Source organism: Roseibium sp. ROS1 (assembly GCF_054658215.1).
On sequence record NZ_BAAGIG010000003.1, the window covers coordinates 44,889 to 60,568 of the forward strand.

The window sequence follows — 15,680 nt, forward strand, 5'->3', positions numbered from 1 at the left end:
TAACAATACGGTGTCGCTCATTGCCAAGGATATATCAACCGCGATTGCTCCAATGTTTTCTGCTTCATTAACATAGCAGCAGAACTCTAAACTTTGGGTTTCCACCGCGCGTCCGTAAAGGCATCATATTTACAACATGACAAGCACCAGTAATTTTGGCGCCGCTGCCCAACCAGACACTTCCGCTGGCGAACTCGCGCGAGTGCGCAGAGAACTTGAGGAATTGCGCGCTGAACATGACGACCTCAAGCTGCTTTACGAGGCAACGATCGAACATGGCGAGGCCGTGGAAGACCAGTTGGCCGAATACAACATCCTGCTGACCCGCACCCAGGAACGCCTGGAAGCGGAGCTTCGTGATGCCGGCAATTATGTTTATTCCATCCTGCCGGAAAGGCGTCCCGAAGCCCCGAAAGCGGACTGGCTTCTGGTGCCGTCGACCGAACTGGGCGGTGATTCGTTCGGATATCACGACCTCGACGACGATCATTTCGCAATTTACCTGATCGACGTGTGTGGCCATGGTGTCGGGGCCGCATTGCTGTCTGTCGCGATCATCAACGTGCTGCGCTCGAATGCGCTTGGGGGCACCGATTTTCGTGACCCGGCAAACGTTCTTGCCAAACTGAACAATGCCTTTCCGATGGAACGGCAGAACAACATGTTCTTCACAATCTGGTATGGCGTCTACCGGCGCTCGACCCGGCAACTGGCCTATGCCTCCGGCGGCCACCCTGCTGCCATTCTCATGCGGCCTTCGGCATCGGGGCTGGACGTCATCGGCCTCGGAACGCCGGAGGGCATGGTTATCGGCGCCATCCCAGATATGGAATTCGATGGCGGTACATACGACATTCGCCCGGGCGACCGATTGCTTGTCATCAGCGACGGTACCTACGAAATCGAGGATGCGGATGGCCGGACGCTGACCTGGGCCGAGCTCGCGGACAAATCGAAATCCGTGGACGGAACCGTCCCTCAAGCCATCTACGACTGGCTGGCCACATTCCACGACAATGCGCCCCTGCCGGACGATTTCTCCATGATGGAATTTGCCTTCTGAGGGAACCGCCTTGCAGCAAGGCGCCCGTCAATCCTTGGAGCGAGGCACCAGAACCGTGGTGTGGTTGACGTTTCCGATCCGTTGGGTCGCCACGTCATCGGCTAGCTGGTGCACCAGATAAAGGCCCAGACCGCCAATGCCCATGTCCTCGACTGTGTCCGCTTCCGGTGGACCGGACGGAATGCCGCTGTTGTCGAATGGTCTCGCCCTGTCGGACAGGACGAGCTTGACGTGTGTCGGCCCAAGCGCTGCCGTGATCGCGATCTGGTCCTTGCCGCCATCCGGATAGCCGTAGGCAACGGTATTGGCGAACAGCTCTTCAACGACGAGGCACAGGGTACGGCGAACCGCGTCGGACAGGCCCGCTCCTGTGCAGAACCGCTCCAGCACGGTATAGACCGCCGGCAGGTCCTCCAGGTCGTTTCGAACTGTCACCGTCTCGAGATCCACCATCCCGTTCCCTGCCGGACGTTGTTCAATTCAAGCTGCCGGGCGTGAGCTTCATTCAACCCGCCAGTGCCTTTGCGTCTTCCCGGCTTTCCGCCACCTGCATGATCTTCAGAAAGCCGGAGATCTTGAGGACGTCGACCACGGACTGGTTCACCTGGAACAGCACCAGCTTGTCTCCGGAAGGAGCCAGAAGCTTGGCAACGATCAACAGTGATCTCAGCCCGAAACTGGTGACGTAGTCCACTTGCCCCATGTCGATAAGCAAGGTTGCCGGCTTTTCCGAGATCAGGTTCTTCAGGTAGGTTTCGAAGGTTTTTGCGCTGAGCGTGTCCAGCTTGCCGACAGGACGAACAACGATCAGGTCGCCGTCCGTCTCGTGGCCGATGGTGATTTCTGCGACGTCTGCGGTCATTGCCATTTCCCAAATCTGCATCGGTGCCCGGACTGCAAAAAGCCGACAGCCTCCGGTTTCAACCGATGAAAGCATCTGCCACGCAATTTCAGCGTGAAACTTGTACATTTTATAAAGGCGCACCACGCGAAAGGCTACGAGACCAGGGATAAGCAAATTTTGCATGCTTCCCAGCCACTCTCGATCCGGCTCGCGTTCGGTCTGCTTGCCGGAGACAGCTATCCGGGCCCTGCGACGGGTCACCTCATCCAGAGGACCATAATCAGCGCCTGGCTGGAAACCGGAGACTTCTTTTCCGGAGAATGACTGCGCGTTAAGATCGAACCCGGACTGGTCCTGCGGCCCTTACTCGGGAGAACGTGCGTTTGAATACGGTCGACACTTCTGCCGCTGTTGCGTTGCTGCGATCCGAAGCAGCGACCCGGCGCGGACGCCGACACAAGGTCAATCAGGACAGCCACTTTGCGGCCCCGTCGCATGGGCTCTTCACGATTGCCGATGGCATGGGTGGTCACAGAGAGGGTGACGTCGCCAGCCGTGCGACGGTTCACGCAATCTCGCAACTGACCAACATGCCGCCGAGCAGCCACGAAGCCCGGCAGATTGCCCTGGAAGCCAAGCTCAACCACGTCAATCACGGTCTTTACGCCGGTTTTCTCGCTCTCCCCGAACAAGACATTTCAGGCACGACAACTCTCAGCCTGATCATCAGCGGGACACAAGCCAGCTGCATCTGGGCCGGAGATTCGCGTCTTTACCTTTTGCGCCAGCAGCAACTGTTCCTCATCTCGGAGGACCATGCCGACAAAGCCGGACGGCTGACTGCCGCTGTCGGCATCCACAACACGCTTCAGCGTGACCGCCGAACCCTGGAGATGATGCTCGACGATGTTTTCGTACTTTGCACCGACGGGCTGTTGAAAGGCATGGACGAAACCACGCTGGCCAGGATGGCCACCGAGGGAACCTCCGGTCTTGCTGACCGGCTTGTTTCGCGCGCTGTGGCAGGCGGATCCTCGGACGACATCACGGTGATAACCGTTTGGACGGAAACAGATGCTCAGCCGCCGGAAGCCGGCAGATAGAAGGAATGCTGCTGGCCCGAGGCCCAACCATCCTGCACGAATGCCGTTACGCCGATCAGATCCTGATCTTCCACCGCCATGCGTTCCACTTCGAAAGTGACCTTGTCTGAGAGGGATCTGCTCAGGACTTCCAGGCTCGTTGCGACCGCAGCCTCGCGCTCGTCAGCATCCTGCCCTGCAAACACCGCCTCGCCGAGAGCTTCCTGGAACAGGGAAAACAGGCGGGACACCAGTAGGGCCTGATCCAGCGCGCCCCGACCGTCCTCGCCAGGCTGGACCGTCACGGCCCGACGGAATACGAGGCTGGTTCTGTTGGCGACGCCCTCCAGCACGTTGATGCCGGCAAGTGCGAGCGACGGTGCCGTGTCCGAACCGACGGCAAACCGTGTTGCCATGGCAACTTCACCGCCCATCGACCGGCTTTCGACAAGCTCCAGCGCATCGTAATCCTTCGGCATGCCGACGGGGAGCCGCGGAAACACGTCTGTTTCAAGCTGGACCAGTATTTCGGAAAGGGCGACAAAAGCACCCGACACAAACAGCGCCGGCGCACCGTCCTCTTCGGCGGTCAACCGGGCATCGTTCCAGAACAGTGCCAGGTGAGAGGCGGCATCGCTGGCCCTCAGGCCTGCAAAACCTTCGAAGCCCGGCTTGTCGAGCAACTGATGTGGCGTTTCGATGTCGGCAACTTCCTCACCCGGTACTCCGGCAAAGTGCCCGGCAAGCGCGGCAAGCCCGACCGTGTCACTTTCGGCGCATTCCCGCGCAAGCACCTTCAGCCGTTCCGTGTCGCGTGGGCCAAGGCCGATTTCGTTCGCAAAAAGGGCGATATCGTAGAGTTCTGCCTGCAGGGCCTCGCCGGTTTCGCCCAGAACCTCCTGCAGGTCGACGGCATCAAGATCGTGATCGAGCTGAAGGAGATGAAGTTCCAGCGGCAGGTCGAACGGAACTTCACTCAGGAGCAGGTTCAATCCATGCCAGTTCAGCAGCACCTTGCTCAGTTTCGGGCTTTCGAAGAAGAGACGCGCCTGTTCCAGCTGCAGCGTATCGGCTGGCGCATCCTTCTTTTTCCCCTCGACGGGTCCACTTGAAACCTGGCCCGTTTCCTGGAGGGTCTTTTGAATGAAGGCATCCACGGCGGTTTTCGCGGCACTGCCGCTTTCGCCAGGAGCAGCCTTTTCCTCCGGACTGCGGATCATCGACAGGAGGGCGTCGAGTCCCTCGGTTCCCTTGCTGCTGTTCGAGGCATCGTTTTCCTTACGCTTGCCTTGCTCTGAAGCCGGCAATTCGTCGTCTTTCAGCAGTCTTTCCAGCAATGACCTCTGCTCATCCAGTGCCGACTTGCCGATCTTGTCGTAACGCTGGTCATGTACGGCAAGCTGATCCTGGTCACCGGAAGCCGCCTCAAGATCCCGCACAAAGCGAAATCCGCGCAGCAGTTTTGTCGGATGCAGATCTTTCAGGCGCGCGAAGGAGACCTGTTCTTCCAGCTCGGGTGGATGCGAACCGAGCATATTGGCCGCCGAGACGGAAAAGGATGGTGTTTTCTGTTCCAGGATTTCCTCGACGTCCTGGCCGGTAATATTGAAAGCCACGCCGGTTGCCGCAAGGCCGAAGTCTCCTGCGATCAGCACCCTGAAAGGCGGTGCCGGCTTGATCGGGACTGCACCGTGACCCTTGTTTCCGAGGCCAATCGAGAAGCTGGCGATCCCGCCTTTGATGTCGTCTTCCCCGGTCATTTCGATCAACCCCTATTGATGATTGTAAGTTCCACTCAAATTCACATGAAGATGAATGCGGCTTGCGCGATCACGATATTGCCGTCGGTTTCATACCCCTGGCCCCAACGCACCGTTGCAGCGGGTTAGGGTGTAGCAGAGCCGGTTTCAAGGTTGCGCGCAGTCAATTCCTCTTTCATCCCTCGCCAATAAATCACTTGCCGTCAGGGTAATCTATCAGGGGTGGATGGGCGTTTCAAAAATTGCCCCCGGATCGTTCGATGATCCGATCAACGCCCAGGTCATCCAAGCAAAAATGCGCGAAGCCAACTGGAACAAAACGACTGCAGCGCGCATACTGAGCGTCGGCTGGCAAACCATACCCCACGCGTTTTCCCAGCTCTACCTTTGTCGCCCCAACGGCTTGCGCTGCTCCTGTTCCGGGGCCAAGAGAAGCTTCGGGCCGAATTGTCGCCAGGGATCCTGCAGATTTGACGTCAGACACGACCTCCGCCACGCACACGCTGATAACCGCCTTCGTGTCCGGCAAGCTGTCTTATGACGCCTTGTCGAAGCAGCTGCGGACCGGTGCACAGCAATCAGCGAACGCCCTTGATGAAACGCGGCAGGCAATCCGGGATTTTGTCGAAGCGGGCCACCTTCCGAACGAGCTCGGCCAGAGGCTGCAGAACCAGTTGCCGGCGGGCGATGCCAAACCTTCCGGTTACGACGTGAAAGACAATCCGCCAGGTCCACATGCTGTTCACGGCACACAGCAGGAACCGGTATCGGCTCCCGCACCTGAGCAGGCAGCAACGCCCCCTGCAAACCTGCCGCCATTGCCATTGCTGAACGAGCCAGCCGGGGCAACGGGTGACGAGACAGCAAGTGACGAGACACGGGGCAAGATGGACGAGGCCATTTTGACCTCACTCGTTGCGGGCTACGCCGGCTTTCGCAGTCGACGCGCGAATGCCGGTGAAGAACCACCACCTTCAGCCGACAGCGGCAAACTGGACAAATATCTGACCGAATTCAAAAGTGCCCGGTTTCGTTCCGACGCGCGCCGCGTTTCCGGCGGCGGACAAAGAGACAGTCTCGACGTCAACAAGCTGGCGGCGCCCCAGGTGAAACGCGCCGGTGTCGGCTCCATTTTGCGTGACCGGTTCATTCTGGACACCGAGATCGGAAGCGGCGGAATGGGGCACGTTTATTCAGCCGTTGATCGCCGGCGCCTGGAGGCCGCTCACGACCAGCCTTATGTCGCCATCAAGCTTCTGAACGAGAACTATCGCAACGACACCGAAGCCGTGCGGCTTCTGGAGGCCGAGGCGCGCAAGTCTCAGGCACTCGCACATCCGAATATCACCACCGTGTACGACTTCGATCGCGACAAGGCCGATGTGTTTATCGTCATGGAGCAGCTAAACGGCGTCGGACTGGACCGCCGGATCGGGCGGGCCCTTGGCAAACCCCTGCCTCTGGGCGAATGCGCCCGGGTCCTGCGCGGCACCTGTGCAGGTCTGTCCCATGCGCACAGCCGGGGTGTCGTTCATTCCGATCTGAAGCCCGGCAACATCTTTCTGCTGACAGATGGCACGATCAAGCTCCTTGATTTCGGCTTGGCGGCAGCGGCAAGCGCCAGTGCGGACCATCCGATCCGGGATAGCCTGACCTCGGCCTACGCAAGCCCCGAGCAATTCCGGCGCGCGGACCGTGACCCCCGCGACGATGTCTTTGCGCTTGGCTGCATCACGTACCAGATCCTGACCGGCGGCCATCCGTTCCAGTTCCGGCCGATAGACGAGGTCGCGCGGGAAGGTCTCGTGCCGGCGCCTGTCGAGGGGCTCTCCCCGCAAGCCTGGAACACCTTGCGCCAGGCGCTCGAGTTCGACCGCAACAAACGCCTTGGAGACGTCGACAGTTTCCTGAAGGGCCTGTTTGAAATGCAGGACTGAGCCGAGACCACCCGGCAACCTGGCCTGCAACTGTAATCACTCGATGGAATCGACGATCGTCTCGATTGCCCGCGTGAATCCGTGGTCCGGCTGCTGGGTGCTGATCAGGCCTGTGCTGCCGATCTGGATGAGATCCGTCGACAACGGCAGGACAGCTGCCACCGGCGTGCGGTAGTTGGAAAAGATGCGCTGTGCCAACTCGTTGAAATCGAAGGTTTCCAGAGCCTTGTTGACCACCAGAAACAGCTGCGGCACCTCAAGCTTGCGCGCCAGTTCCAATGTGACTGCGGTGCCTTGATAGTCCTGGATGTCAGGACGAAGGATCAAAAGCAGCGCGTCGGAGATAGCGACGGAAAGCAGTGTTTCCTCGTTGACGCCCGGGTGGGTATCGATCAGCAGATAATCGAGTTCCAGGCCCCAGCAGAGGTCCACAAAACCCCGGTTCAGATCCTCGACATCATATTTTTCCTTCAGGATCCGTGCGATCTCACCGGTCTTGATCGATGAAGGCACCAGAAAGACCTTGCCACCGTCCGGCACCGTTGGGTTGCCGTCGCCATCAACCACGTTTTCCGTGACATCGACCGCCGTATCAGTCACCGAACAATGCCCCCACAGGTAGTTGTTCAGCGTGTTGTTGACCGTGTTGAGATCGACCTTGAAGAGGGTGTGGATGCCTGGGGACTGGATATCCGTATCGACAATGCCGACCCTGTGACCACGCAGGGCAAGCACCGCGGCCAGGTTGGCCGTGACGTTGGATTTGCCCGTGCCGCCGCGATAGGAATGAGTGGAAATGATTTTGGTCACGGATAAATCTCGAAGGATGTTTTGAAAGTTCAGAACTTGTACCGGGATCGAAGATCCTTGGCGCGGGACTGCAGGGAGCGGAAATAGTCGGAATCGCTCACCTGTTCGATTTCAGCCTGCGCCTGTTCCTTGTCGTAGGTGACTTCGAACTTGTCCAGCCGGGTTTTCAGGTCGGCATTTTCCTTGCGCAGCTTCGCTTCGGCCGCTTCCAGCTGGCGCTTGGTTTCCGTCAGTTCCGCAATGAGCTGGCTGGAATGGAATTCGCGTGCCTCTACCTGCACCACCATGCCTGAAAAGGTTTCCGCCAAAGCGCGGATATCGTGTTCGACACCCTCGTCCGTGATCACCTGATAAAGCTCCTCGACCTCGTCGAAGCGCCCGTTGGCGATCGCTTCACAGGTCCGGGCCAGGCTGGCCAGAGCAGGTTTCATGGTGTCGGATGAGGTCATTCAGCCCTCCGCAGGCGCTCGAAGATAGCCCGGTTAAATCATGCCTTGCCGGGTAACCCAAGATGTTTGTTGAAGGGTCCTGCGATCGCCCCGGAGTATTTGCTGCATTGCGACGGGTTCCTTTCGAGACCGTCACTGGCGGCAAGATGCCCGCACCTTGCCGCCAGTGTTCTTCCCAACACCGGAAAGTTTGCCGCCTTATCGTTTCGGCAGGATGTTGTGCTCCGGTCCAAACGGGAAACCGGTAATGTTCTCAGCCCCGGTTTCCGAAACGATCAGGATGTCGTGTTCCCGGTAACCGCCTGCTCCGGCTTCGCCTTCAGGGATCATGATCATCGGCTCCATCGAGACGACCATGCCCGGTTGAAGCACCGTGTCGACATCCTCACGCAACTCCACTGAAGCTTCACGGCCGTAGTAGTGGCTGAGCACACCGAAGGAATGGCCGTAGCCGAAGCTGCGGTACTTCAGGAGATCGTGGCTACGGTAGATGTCATTCAGCTCGCTTGCGATATCGCAGCAGCGCGCACCCGGCTTGATCAGCTTCAGTCCCTCGCGGTGGACATGGCAGTTGATCTCCCAAAGCCGCAGGTGCTCGTCGGAGGCATATTCGCAGAACAGGGTCCTCTCCAGCGCCGTGTAATAGCCGAAGATCATCGGAAAACAGTTGAGGCTGAGGATATCGCCAGCTTCCACCTTCTTGTTGGTGACCGGGTTGTGCGCTCCATCGGTGTTGATGCCGGACTGGAACCAGGTCCAGGTGTCCATCAGCTCAACGAACGGGAAGGACTTCGCGATTTCCCGGATCATGGCATTGGTCGAGGCCATGGCGACTTCGTGTTCCGGAACGCCGGCCTGAACCGCCTCCACCAGAGCCGCGCCGCCGACATCGCAGATGCGCGTGCCTTCGCGGATCAGCACGTGCTCCTCTGCGCTCTTGATCGTGCGCTGCGCCATTGCGTCGGCGGCAATGTCGACCAGCTCCACGCCCGGAAGCGCGGCTTCCAGAAGCTTCAGCATGTCGAGGGAGACGTGGTCGAACTCGATGCCGATGCGCTTGACCCCAGGATTGGGCATCCCAAGCAGCGACTGGATGGCGTGGAAGTAATTGTCCCGGCGCCAGTCGGTGTAGATCACGGTGTCGCCGTGGGTCCTGCGCCAGGGCTGACCACCGTCGATACCGGCCGCAATCGTGGTTGCCTTGTCCTGTGTGACCAGAAAGCCGTATTTGCGACCGAAGTAACAATAGAGGAAGCCGGAGTAGTAGCAGATGTTGTGATAGGAGGTGAACAGGGCGGCATCGATCTGCCGATCCGCCATCAGCTTGCGGAGTTTTGCCTGGCGGCTGTCCATTTCGGCAGCCGAAAAGGGCGAAAACGCCTTCTCGCCGTTGTTCATTTCATAAATGCGGATCATGTCGTTGCTCATTGAAGGCTCCTTCCGTTCGTTCGAGCTTCGGTTTCCGGGGGCCTGAAACGCAAAACGGGCCGGCTTCCGCGAAGAAGCCGGCCCGCCAGGCCCAAATTCAAAATGTCTTGCTACCGGGAGACCCTGTCTCCACCCGGTGACTGGCGTTCCGCCACCGGCTCACCTTGAAAGCAGCGGGGCGCTCCTCGCGCCCGCCCGGGATCAGCCCGGGGACAGACCTCTCAGGCGTTCGGACCTGCGGCGCAGCAGCTCCAGTACGGTCAACAGGCAGATGGAAATGGCCACCATCAGGGATGCCACCGCCAGAATGGTCGGCGAGATCTGTTCGCGAAGGCCGGTGAACATCTGCCAGGGCAATGTCTTCTGCCCGGCGGATCCCAGGAACAGCACCACCACCACTTCATCGAAGGAGGTGATGAAGGCAAACAGCGCTCCGGAGACGACACCTGGAATGATCAGGGGCATCTGCACCTTGAAGAAGGTGGTAACCGGGTTGGCGCCCAGGCTGGCCGACGCCCGCACGAGACTGCGGTCGAAACCGACCAGTGTCGCCGTCACCGTGATGATGACGAAGGGCGTTCCAAGCGCGGCATGTGCCAGAACAACCCCCCAATAGGTGCCCTGCAGGCCGATGCGCGAATAGAAGAAATACATGCCTGCCGCCGAGATGATCAGCGGCACGATCATCGGCGAAATCAGCACTGCCATGATCGCGGACTTGTAGGGCACATGGGACTGGGACAGCCCGATGGCCGCCAGGGTGCCGAAGCCCGTCGCCAAGATGGTGGCGACAGGTGCGATCAGCACCGAATTGGTCAGCGCCTGCTGCCAGTCCGGATTGGTGAAGAAGTCCTGGTAGTGCTTGAAGGAATAGCCTGCCGGGTCGAGCGCCAGCATCGCCTTGGTGAAGGTGAAGAAGTTCTCCGCGTTGAAGCTGAGCGGCAGGATTACCAGGATCGGGAAGATCAGGAAGAAGAAGATCAGCCCGCAGATCACCCGGAACGTATAGTACCAGGTCCGCTGGAGAGGAGACGCGTAGGGAGGAAGTGCACTCATGCCGCCACCTATCCGAGTTTCACGTTATCGATGCCGACGATCTTGTCGTAGACAACAAAGAGCACCAGAACCGCGACGAGCAGCAACGTGCCGAGCGCTGCACCCAGACCCCAGTTGAGCGACGACGAGATGTGGTAGGCAATCCGGTTGGAAATGAAGATGCCCGACGTTCCGCCCACCAGTTCCGGTGTGATGTAGTAACCGATCGACAGAATGAAGACGAGCACGGCACCCGCGCCGATACCCGGCACGGTCTGCGGGAAATACACCCGCCAGAACGCGGTCCAGTCGTTGGCGCCAAGGCTCTTGGCCGCGCGCACATAGGACGGCGAAATGGTTTTCATGACCGAATACAGCGGCAGGATCATGAACGGCAGCAGGATATGCGTCATGGCGATGATGGTGCCGGTCTGGTTGTTGATCATGACCAGGCGTCCGGCGTCGCTGATGATGCCTGTCCAGACAAGGAAGTCGTTGATCACCCCCTGTTGCTGCAACAGCACCTTCCAGGCCGACGTCCGCACCAGAAGCGATGTCCAGAACGGCAGAAGCACGAGGATCATCAGCAGGTTGGAGGAACGCAGCGGCAACGCCGACAAGAGGAACGCGATCGGATAGCCAAGAAGCAGGCACGACACGGTGATCGCGATGGACAGGAACAGGGTGCGGCCGAACAGGAACATGTAGATCCGTTCGTCTTCCGGCTTCAGTTCGATCCCGTTCGCGGTCTGCTGCGCGTCGAAGGCATTCAGGAAATAGCCGGCCGTATAGCGCGGCGAGAACCGTTTGAGGACCTGCCAGGTCTCGACATTGCCCCAGTCCTTGTCCAGGTCAATGAACTGTTCCTTGTAGGGACCGGCTTCGTCCATGCGCTTGACGCCGCGCCCTGTCTTGCGGAACAGGCTGGAAACGCCGGTTTCCTCGTAGTTGAGGCGTGAGCCGAGGCGGGTATGGGTCTTTTCTTCGACGGCGACGACCAGGTCGTCGTAAAGCGCCGCGAAGACAACCTCATCGGGCACGTTGCCGGAGGTTGGATCCCACTCCTGAAGAGCGATGACGGTCTTGGGAAGCGTGTCTTCCACGATCCCGTTTTCGACCGAGCGGAACAGCATGTCCACGATCGGGGCAACGAAGGTGAGCAGGACAAAAATCAGCAGGGGCGCAATCAGCGCCAGGGCGCGCAGCTTCTCGCGGCGCAGCGCCTTGGCAAGGGCCGCCTTCAGCGGCTTGCCGTCTTGCGTCGTCAGAACCTCGCCCGCGTGGGTATCGCTCATGAAACAGTCTTCCGCAAATCCGTTGGAAGATCCGGGTGAGGCATCGCCTCACCCGGACCGGTTTCTCATCTGTCCGCGTTCATCCGAACGCGAACAGCATCAGTTGATTACTGGGCCAGCCACGCCTGGAACTTGGCGTCGATGTCGTCCCGGTAATCCGCCCACCACTCGTAGTTATAGAGGAAGGTGTTCTTGGCGTTGTTCGGGTCGGTCGGCATGTGCGGAGCCATTTCGATGCCGAGGTCGGCGTGCTTGCCAACCAGCGGTGCCGAGGACTTGCGAGCCGGGCCGTAGGAGATGTACTTCGCCTGATCCGCCAGACGCTGGGTGTCGGTGGCGTATTTGACGAAGTCCTTCACCATGGCGAGGCGGTCTTCCGGGAGACCGGCCGGGATGATCCAGCCGTCAAGGTCGAACACCTGAGCGTCCCACAGCATCTTGACCGGCTGCTTCTGCTCTTCGATCAGGGAGAACAGACGGCCGTTGTAGGTGGAGCCGATCACGACTTCCTTGTCGGCCAGAAGCTGCGGGGTTTCCGCACCAGCAGACCACCACACGACGTTGTCCTTGATGGTGTCGAGCTTCTTGAATGCCTGCTCCTGGCCTTCTTCGGTCTCAAGAACGTTGTAGACTTCTTCCTTCGGCACGCCGTCGCACAGAAGAGCCCATTCCATGTTGTTGATCGGGCGCTTTTCCAGCGAGCGCTTGCCCGGGAATGTTTCCAGATCGAACACGTCACAGATGTCGTCCGGCTCCTTGCCGTTCCATTCCGCGATGTCGGAACGATAGCCGAAGGTGGTGGAGTAGACGATCTGCGGAATGAAACACTCGGAGACCAGCAGGTCGCCGAAGTCTTCAGAAGCCTTGGTACCGTCCGGTGCATCGGCAAGGTCGGTGTCCGGATCGATTTCCAGTGCCAGGCCTTCGTCGCACAGACGGATCGCGTCGGAAGCAACCACGTCGACCAGATCCCACGTGATGTTGCCGGCTTCGTTCATGGCGCGCAGCTTGGCGACAGCCTCGTTCGAAGACTCGTCCCAGATCACGTTGATGTCGGAGTTTTCCGCGACATACGGATCGGCGTAGGCGTTTTTCTGGGAGGCCTGATAGGCGCCGCCCCAGGAAACGATGGTCATGTCCTTCGCCATGGCCGCGCTGCCGGCAAATGCCAGAGCGGTGCCTGCGAGAATTACAGTTTTGAGCTTCATGTGAGTTAGCTCCCTCTTTTAGGATTTAACGGATTTTTCCGTTGTGGTCGCTGGCGGCCGGTTGCCGGCCGCCGGGCGATTTCAGACAACCGCATCGAGCGCTTTACAGTCGTTCAGCGCCCAGCCGACGCGGACTGTCTCGCCGACGGCGAGTTTGCGCTTTTCTCCGCGGTTGCGAACCTTGACGATGAACTCGTCGTTGCCGCCCACGTTCATGCGAACGCGGATATGGTCACCGAGGTAGATGAGTTCCTCGATCCGGCCGTTGACCAGATTGTCCATCGTGTCGTGGGTGTCGAACTCCACCCGTTCCGGCCGCAGGGACAGGGTCGTCCTGTCGCCGACGGCGGACACGTTGACCTTGTCAGCCTTAAGCTTAGTGCCATCATCGAGTTCAACAAGGCACTCAGAGCCGTTGATCTCGATGACCTTGCCGTTCAACTTGTTGTTTTCACCGATGAACTGGGCGACGAAGGAATTCTTCGGATCTTCATAGAGATCGTCCGGCGTCGACAATTGCTGGATGACACCATCGTTGAACACAGCCACGCGGTCCGACATGGTCAGCGCTTCGGTCTGGTCGTGGGTCACGTAGACGACGGTGACGCCCAGGTTCTCGTGAATGTGCTTGATCTCGTACTGCATCTGCTCGCGCAGCTGCTTGTCGAGCGCACCGAGCGGCTCGTCCATCAGCACCAGCTCCGGATCGAACACCAGGGCACGGGCCACTGCGACGCGCTGCTGCTGACCCCCGGAGAGCTGTGCCGGACGGCGGTTGCCGAACGAACCGAGCTCGACCATCTCGAGAGCCCGCTTGACCTTTTCCTGCTGGTCAGCCTTGCCGACACCGCGCACCTGAAGCGGAAAGGCGAGGTTCTCGGCCACCGTCATGTGCGGAAACAGGGCGTAGTTCTGGAACACCATGCCGATGCCGCGCTTGTGCGGGGGCACGTTGTTGATCGGACGGTCGTTCAGGTAGATTTCGCCATGCGTTGCCGGTTCGAAACCGGCCAGCATCATCAGGCAGGTGGTTTTGCCGGAACCGGACGGGCCGAGCATTGTCAGGAATTCGCCCGGCGGAATATCGAGATTGAGGTTCTTTACGACCAGGGTTTCCCCGTCATAGCTCTTTTGAACGCTGTCATACTTAACAGCAGCGCCCCGTGTGTTCGCCATTGTGTCCCCAAGTCAGCTTCTATCATTATTATTAGACGCACGACCAATAACCTCCAGGTAACCTCTGTTCCTGAAGAGCTATCGATGTGTGCGAACGCGCATAGAAAAACAAAATTACTGCCTTTTGGAAAGGGGTTATGAAAAAAATTTGGATATTTTTTAGTCAGGCGCCGACTTAATATTTTGCAGCGCGGTATGAAGCCGTATTTTTTACTCAAGAAGAAGCGCCCGAAGAAAGAAATATCTTTCTCCGGGTTCGGCAATCTTTACTACACAACGATGTTCTTTGTTGTGCCTCTAGAAGAGTTTCGCGCAAGCCAACTTGCACCAATAGCCGTAGAACGTCACGGAATGCTCTGGCTGCGTCATGCGGAAAATAGCGCGACAAGGGAGCCGCGGGCACCGTGCGGGCAACAAAAAACCCCGCCCGGCAACTGCCGGACGGGGCCTGACGCTAAGCATCAACCTTGCAGCGTATACGACTTATTTGTAGTCGTACTGGCCGTCTTTCCACTCGTACCAGACGTAGCCCGGCAGGGTGACGTCGCCCTTGTCGTCAAAGGAGAGGTCGCCGAGAACGGTCTTGAAGTCGCCGTCGTTCAGGGCGCCGACAACGTCGTCATACTCGGTGGAGCCGGCAGCTGCGGCAGCTGCTGCCCAAGCCTGGATGGCGGCGTAGGTGTAGAGCGCGTAGCCTTCAGCGGTCTTGCCGGCGTCTTCAAGTGCCTTCACGACCGGAGCAGCTTCCGGGTTCTTGCGCGGGTCCGGAGAGAAGGTCATCAGAGTGCCTTCGCCAGCCGGGCCGGTGATCGACCAATATTCGTCGGTCACGAGTGCATCGCCGGAAACGAGAACGGTGCTCATGCCCTGGTCGACCATCTGACGCTTCATCAGGCCGGCTTCGGTGTGGTAACCGCCGACGTAGAGAACGTCGATGTTTTCCGACTTCAGCTTGGAAACCAGCGCGGTGTAGTCCTTTTCACCGGCAGTGTAGGCTTCGTAGAGGGTTTCGTTCTTGCCGGCAGCGTTCATGACTTCCTTGGTGGCATCGGCGAGGCCTTTGCCATAGGCAGTCTTGTCGTGAACGATGGCGATGTTCTTGTCGCCGAATTCCTCTGCCAGATAGGTACCGGCAACCTGACCCTGCTGGTCGTCACGACCGCAAACGCGGAAGGTGCCCGGGCCCGGACGTTCGTCGGTGAACTTCGGGTTGGTGGAAGCCGGAGAAATCTGGACGATACCTTCTTCCGCGTAAACGGCGGATGCCGGGATGGAAGAGCCCGAGCAGAAGTGACCGGCCATGAAGACCACGCCCTTACCGACCATCTGGTTGGCAACGGCAACAGCCTGTTTCGGGTCGCAGGCATCGTCGCCCACTTCCAGCACCAGCTGTTCACCATTGACGCCGCCAGCTGCGTTGATGTCCGCCACGGCCTGCTCGGCACCGGCTTTCATCTGCGCGCCGAAGGAGGCGTACTGGCCGGTCATCGGGCCTGCAGTTGCGATCACGATGTCTGCAAAAGCGGCGGTGGACATGGCCACACCGGCAACTGCAGCAACGCTAGCCAAAAGATACTTTTTCATCATCAACTC

14 protein-coding genes are annotated in these 15,680 nt (G+C 59.1%); 3 read left to right on the forward strand and 11 right to left on the reverse strand.

Features of this window, described 5'->3' with window-relative positions; translation table 11 throughout:
- The first annotated feature begins 202 nt into the window (after positions 1-202).
- On the forward strand, positions 203-1,063 hold the full coding sequence (locus tag ACYQ6M_RS16405) for a PP2C family protein-serine/threonine phosphatase (RefSeq protein WP_460074664.1): 861 nt from the start codon (positions 203-205) through the stop codon (positions 1,061-1,063).
- Positions 1,064-1,090: 27 nt separating this feature from the next.
- Here the strand turns inward: ACYQ6M_RS16405 and ACYQ6M_RS16410 are convergent, their stop codons facing one another.
- Entirely contained in the window at positions 1,091-1,516 is a 426-nt protein-coding gene (locus tag ACYQ6M_RS16410; RefSeq protein ID WP_460074665.1) for an ATP-binding protein, read from the reverse strand.
- A gap of 52 nt (positions 1,517-1,568) precedes the next feature.
- The gene (locus tag ACYQ6M_RS16415) at positions 1,569-1,925 is read right to left on the reverse strand and encodes an STAS domain-containing protein (RefSeq protein ID WP_189640222.1); all 357 of its coding nucleotides are present in this window, start codon (positions 1,923-1,925) and stop codon (positions 1,569-1,571) included.
- Positions 1,926-2,284: 359 nt separating this feature from the next.
- Between ACYQ6M_RS16415 and ACYQ6M_RS16420 the strand changes: the two genes are divergently transcribed.
- Positions 2,285-3,010: a PP2C family protein-serine/threonine phosphatase gene (locus tag ACYQ6M_RS16420; protein WP_460074666.1), complete on the forward strand. Its 726-nt coding sequence runs from the start codon at positions 2,285-2,287 to the stop codon at positions 3,008-3,010.
- On the opposite strand, the gene ACYQ6M_RS16425 is transcribed toward ACYQ6M_RS16420, so the two are convergent.
- Positions 2,986-4,749: a hypothetical protein gene (locus ACYQ6M_RS16425; RefSeq protein WP_460074667.1), complete on the reverse strand. Its 1,764-nt coding sequence runs from the start codon at positions 4,747-4,749 to the stop codon at positions 2,986-2,988. The two genes, ACYQ6M_RS16420 and ACYQ6M_RS16425, sit on opposite strands and share 25 nt — an antisense overlap.
- A 470-nt stretch (positions 4,750-5,219) precedes the next feature.
- On the opposite strand from ACYQ6M_RS16425, the gene ACYQ6M_RS16430 reads away from it, so the two are divergent.
- Positions 5,220-6,686 carry a serine/threonine-protein kinase gene (locus ACYQ6M_RS16430; protein WP_460074668.1) on the forward strand — a complete coding sequence of 489 codons (1,467 nt, stop codon included), beginning with the start codon at positions 5,220-5,222 and terminating at the stop codon, positions 6,684-6,686.
- Between the two features lie 36 nt (positions 6,687-6,722).
- Here the strand turns inward: ACYQ6M_RS16430 and ACYQ6M_RS16435 are convergent, their stop codons facing one another.
- The 8 genes from ACYQ6M_RS16435 to ACYQ6M_RS16470 form a co-directional block, all read right to left on the reverse strand.
- Positions 6,723-7,496 carry a MinD/ParA family ATP-binding protein gene (locus ACYQ6M_RS16435; protein ID WP_460074669.1) on the reverse strand — a complete coding sequence of 258 codons (774 nt, stop codon included), beginning with the start codon at positions 7,494-7,496 and terminating at the stop codon, positions 6,723-6,725.
- A 29-nt stretch (positions 7,497-7,525) separates the two neighbouring features.
- On the reverse strand, positions 7,526-7,945 hold the full coding sequence (locus ACYQ6M_RS16440; protein WP_460074670.1) for a hypothetical protein: 420 nt from the start codon (positions 7,943-7,945) through the stop codon (positions 7,526-7,528).
- A 198-nt stretch (positions 7,946-8,143) separates the two neighbouring features.
- On the reverse strand, positions 8,144-9,373 hold the full coding sequence (locus tag ACYQ6M_RS16445) for a M24 family metallopeptidase (RefSeq protein WP_075283729.1): 1,230 nt from the start codon (positions 9,371-9,373) through the stop codon (positions 8,144-8,146).
- A gap of 201 nt (positions 9,374-9,574) precedes the next feature.
- Entirely contained in the window at positions 9,575-10,429 is an 855-nt protein-coding gene (locus ACYQ6M_RS16450) for an ABC transporter permease (protein WP_031268731.1), read from the reverse strand.
- Between the two features lie 8 nt (positions 10,430-10,437).
- Positions 10,438-11,703 carry an ABC transporter permease gene (locus tag ACYQ6M_RS16455; RefSeq protein ID WP_022999201.1) on the reverse strand — a complete coding sequence of 422 codons (1,266 nt, stop codon included), beginning with the start codon at positions 11,701-11,703 and terminating at the stop codon, positions 10,438-10,440.
- A 107-nt stretch (positions 11,704-11,810) separates the two neighbouring features.
- A complete protein-coding gene (locus ACYQ6M_RS16460) occupies positions 11,811-12,911 on the reverse strand; it encodes an extracellular solute-binding protein (RefSeq protein WP_022999202.1) in 1,101 nt (366 codons plus the stop codon).
- Between the two features lie 81 nt (positions 12,912-12,992).
- Positions 12,993-14,087, reverse strand: coding sequence for an ABC transporter ATP-binding protein (locus ACYQ6M_RS16465; RefSeq protein ID WP_152504920.1), 1,095 nt, complete (start codon positions 14,085-14,087; stop codon positions 12,993-12,995).
- A gap of 483 nt (positions 14,088-14,570) precedes the next feature.
- Positions 14,571-15,671: a branched-chain amino acid ABC transporter substrate-binding protein gene (locus ACYQ6M_RS16470; protein WP_031268732.1), complete on the reverse strand. Its 1,101-nt coding sequence runs from the start codon at positions 15,669-15,671 to the stop codon at positions 14,571-14,573.
- Between the last annotated feature and the right edge of the window lie 9 nt (positions 15,672-15,680).

What these genes read in the sequence shown, in the direction of transcription:
- ACYQ6M_RS16465 (WP_152504920.1), bottom strand. Translation starts at nt 14,087, where the DNA reads ATGGCGAACACACGGGGCGCTGCTGTTAAGTATGACAGCGTTCAAAAG.
- ACYQ6M_RS16410 (WP_460074665.1), bottom strand. Translation starts at nt 1,516, where the DNA reads ATGGTGGATCTCGAGACGGTGACAGTTCGAAACGACCTGGAGGACCTG.
- ACYQ6M_RS16440 (WP_460074670.1), bottom strand. Translation starts at nt 7,945, where the DNA reads ATGACCTCATCCGACACCATGAAACCTGCTCTGGCCAGCCTGGCCCGG.
- ACYQ6M_RS16445 (WP_075283729.1), bottom strand. Translation starts at nt 9,373, where the DNA reads ATGAGCAACGACATGATCCGCATTTATGAAATGAACAACGGCGAGAAG.
- ACYQ6M_RS16425 (WP_460074667.1), bottom strand. Translation starts at nt 4,749, where the DNA reads ATGACCGGGGAAGACGACATCAAAGGCGGGATCGCCAGCTTCTCGATT.
- ACYQ6M_RS16415 (WP_189640222.1), bottom strand. Translation starts at nt 1,925, where the DNA reads ATGACCGCAGACGTCGCAGAAATCACCATCGGCCACGAGACGGACGGC.
- ACYQ6M_RS16455 (WP_022999201.1), bottom strand. Translation starts at nt 11,703, where the DNA reads ATGAGCGATACCCACGCGGGCGAGGTTCTGACGACGCAAGACGGCAAG.
- ACYQ6M_RS16460 (WP_022999202.1), bottom strand. Translation starts at nt 12,911, where the DNA reads ATGAAGCTCAAAACTGTAATTCTCGCAGGCACCGCTCTGGCATTTGCC.
- ACYQ6M_RS16450 (WP_031268731.1), bottom strand. Translation starts at nt 10,429, where the DNA reads ATGAGTGCACTTCCTCCCTACGCGTCTCCTCTCCAGCGGACCTGGTAC.
- ACYQ6M_RS16470 (WP_031268732.1), bottom strand. Translation starts at nt 15,671, where the DNA reads ATGAAAAAGTATCTTTTGGCTAGCGTTGCTGCAGTTGCCGGTGTGGCC.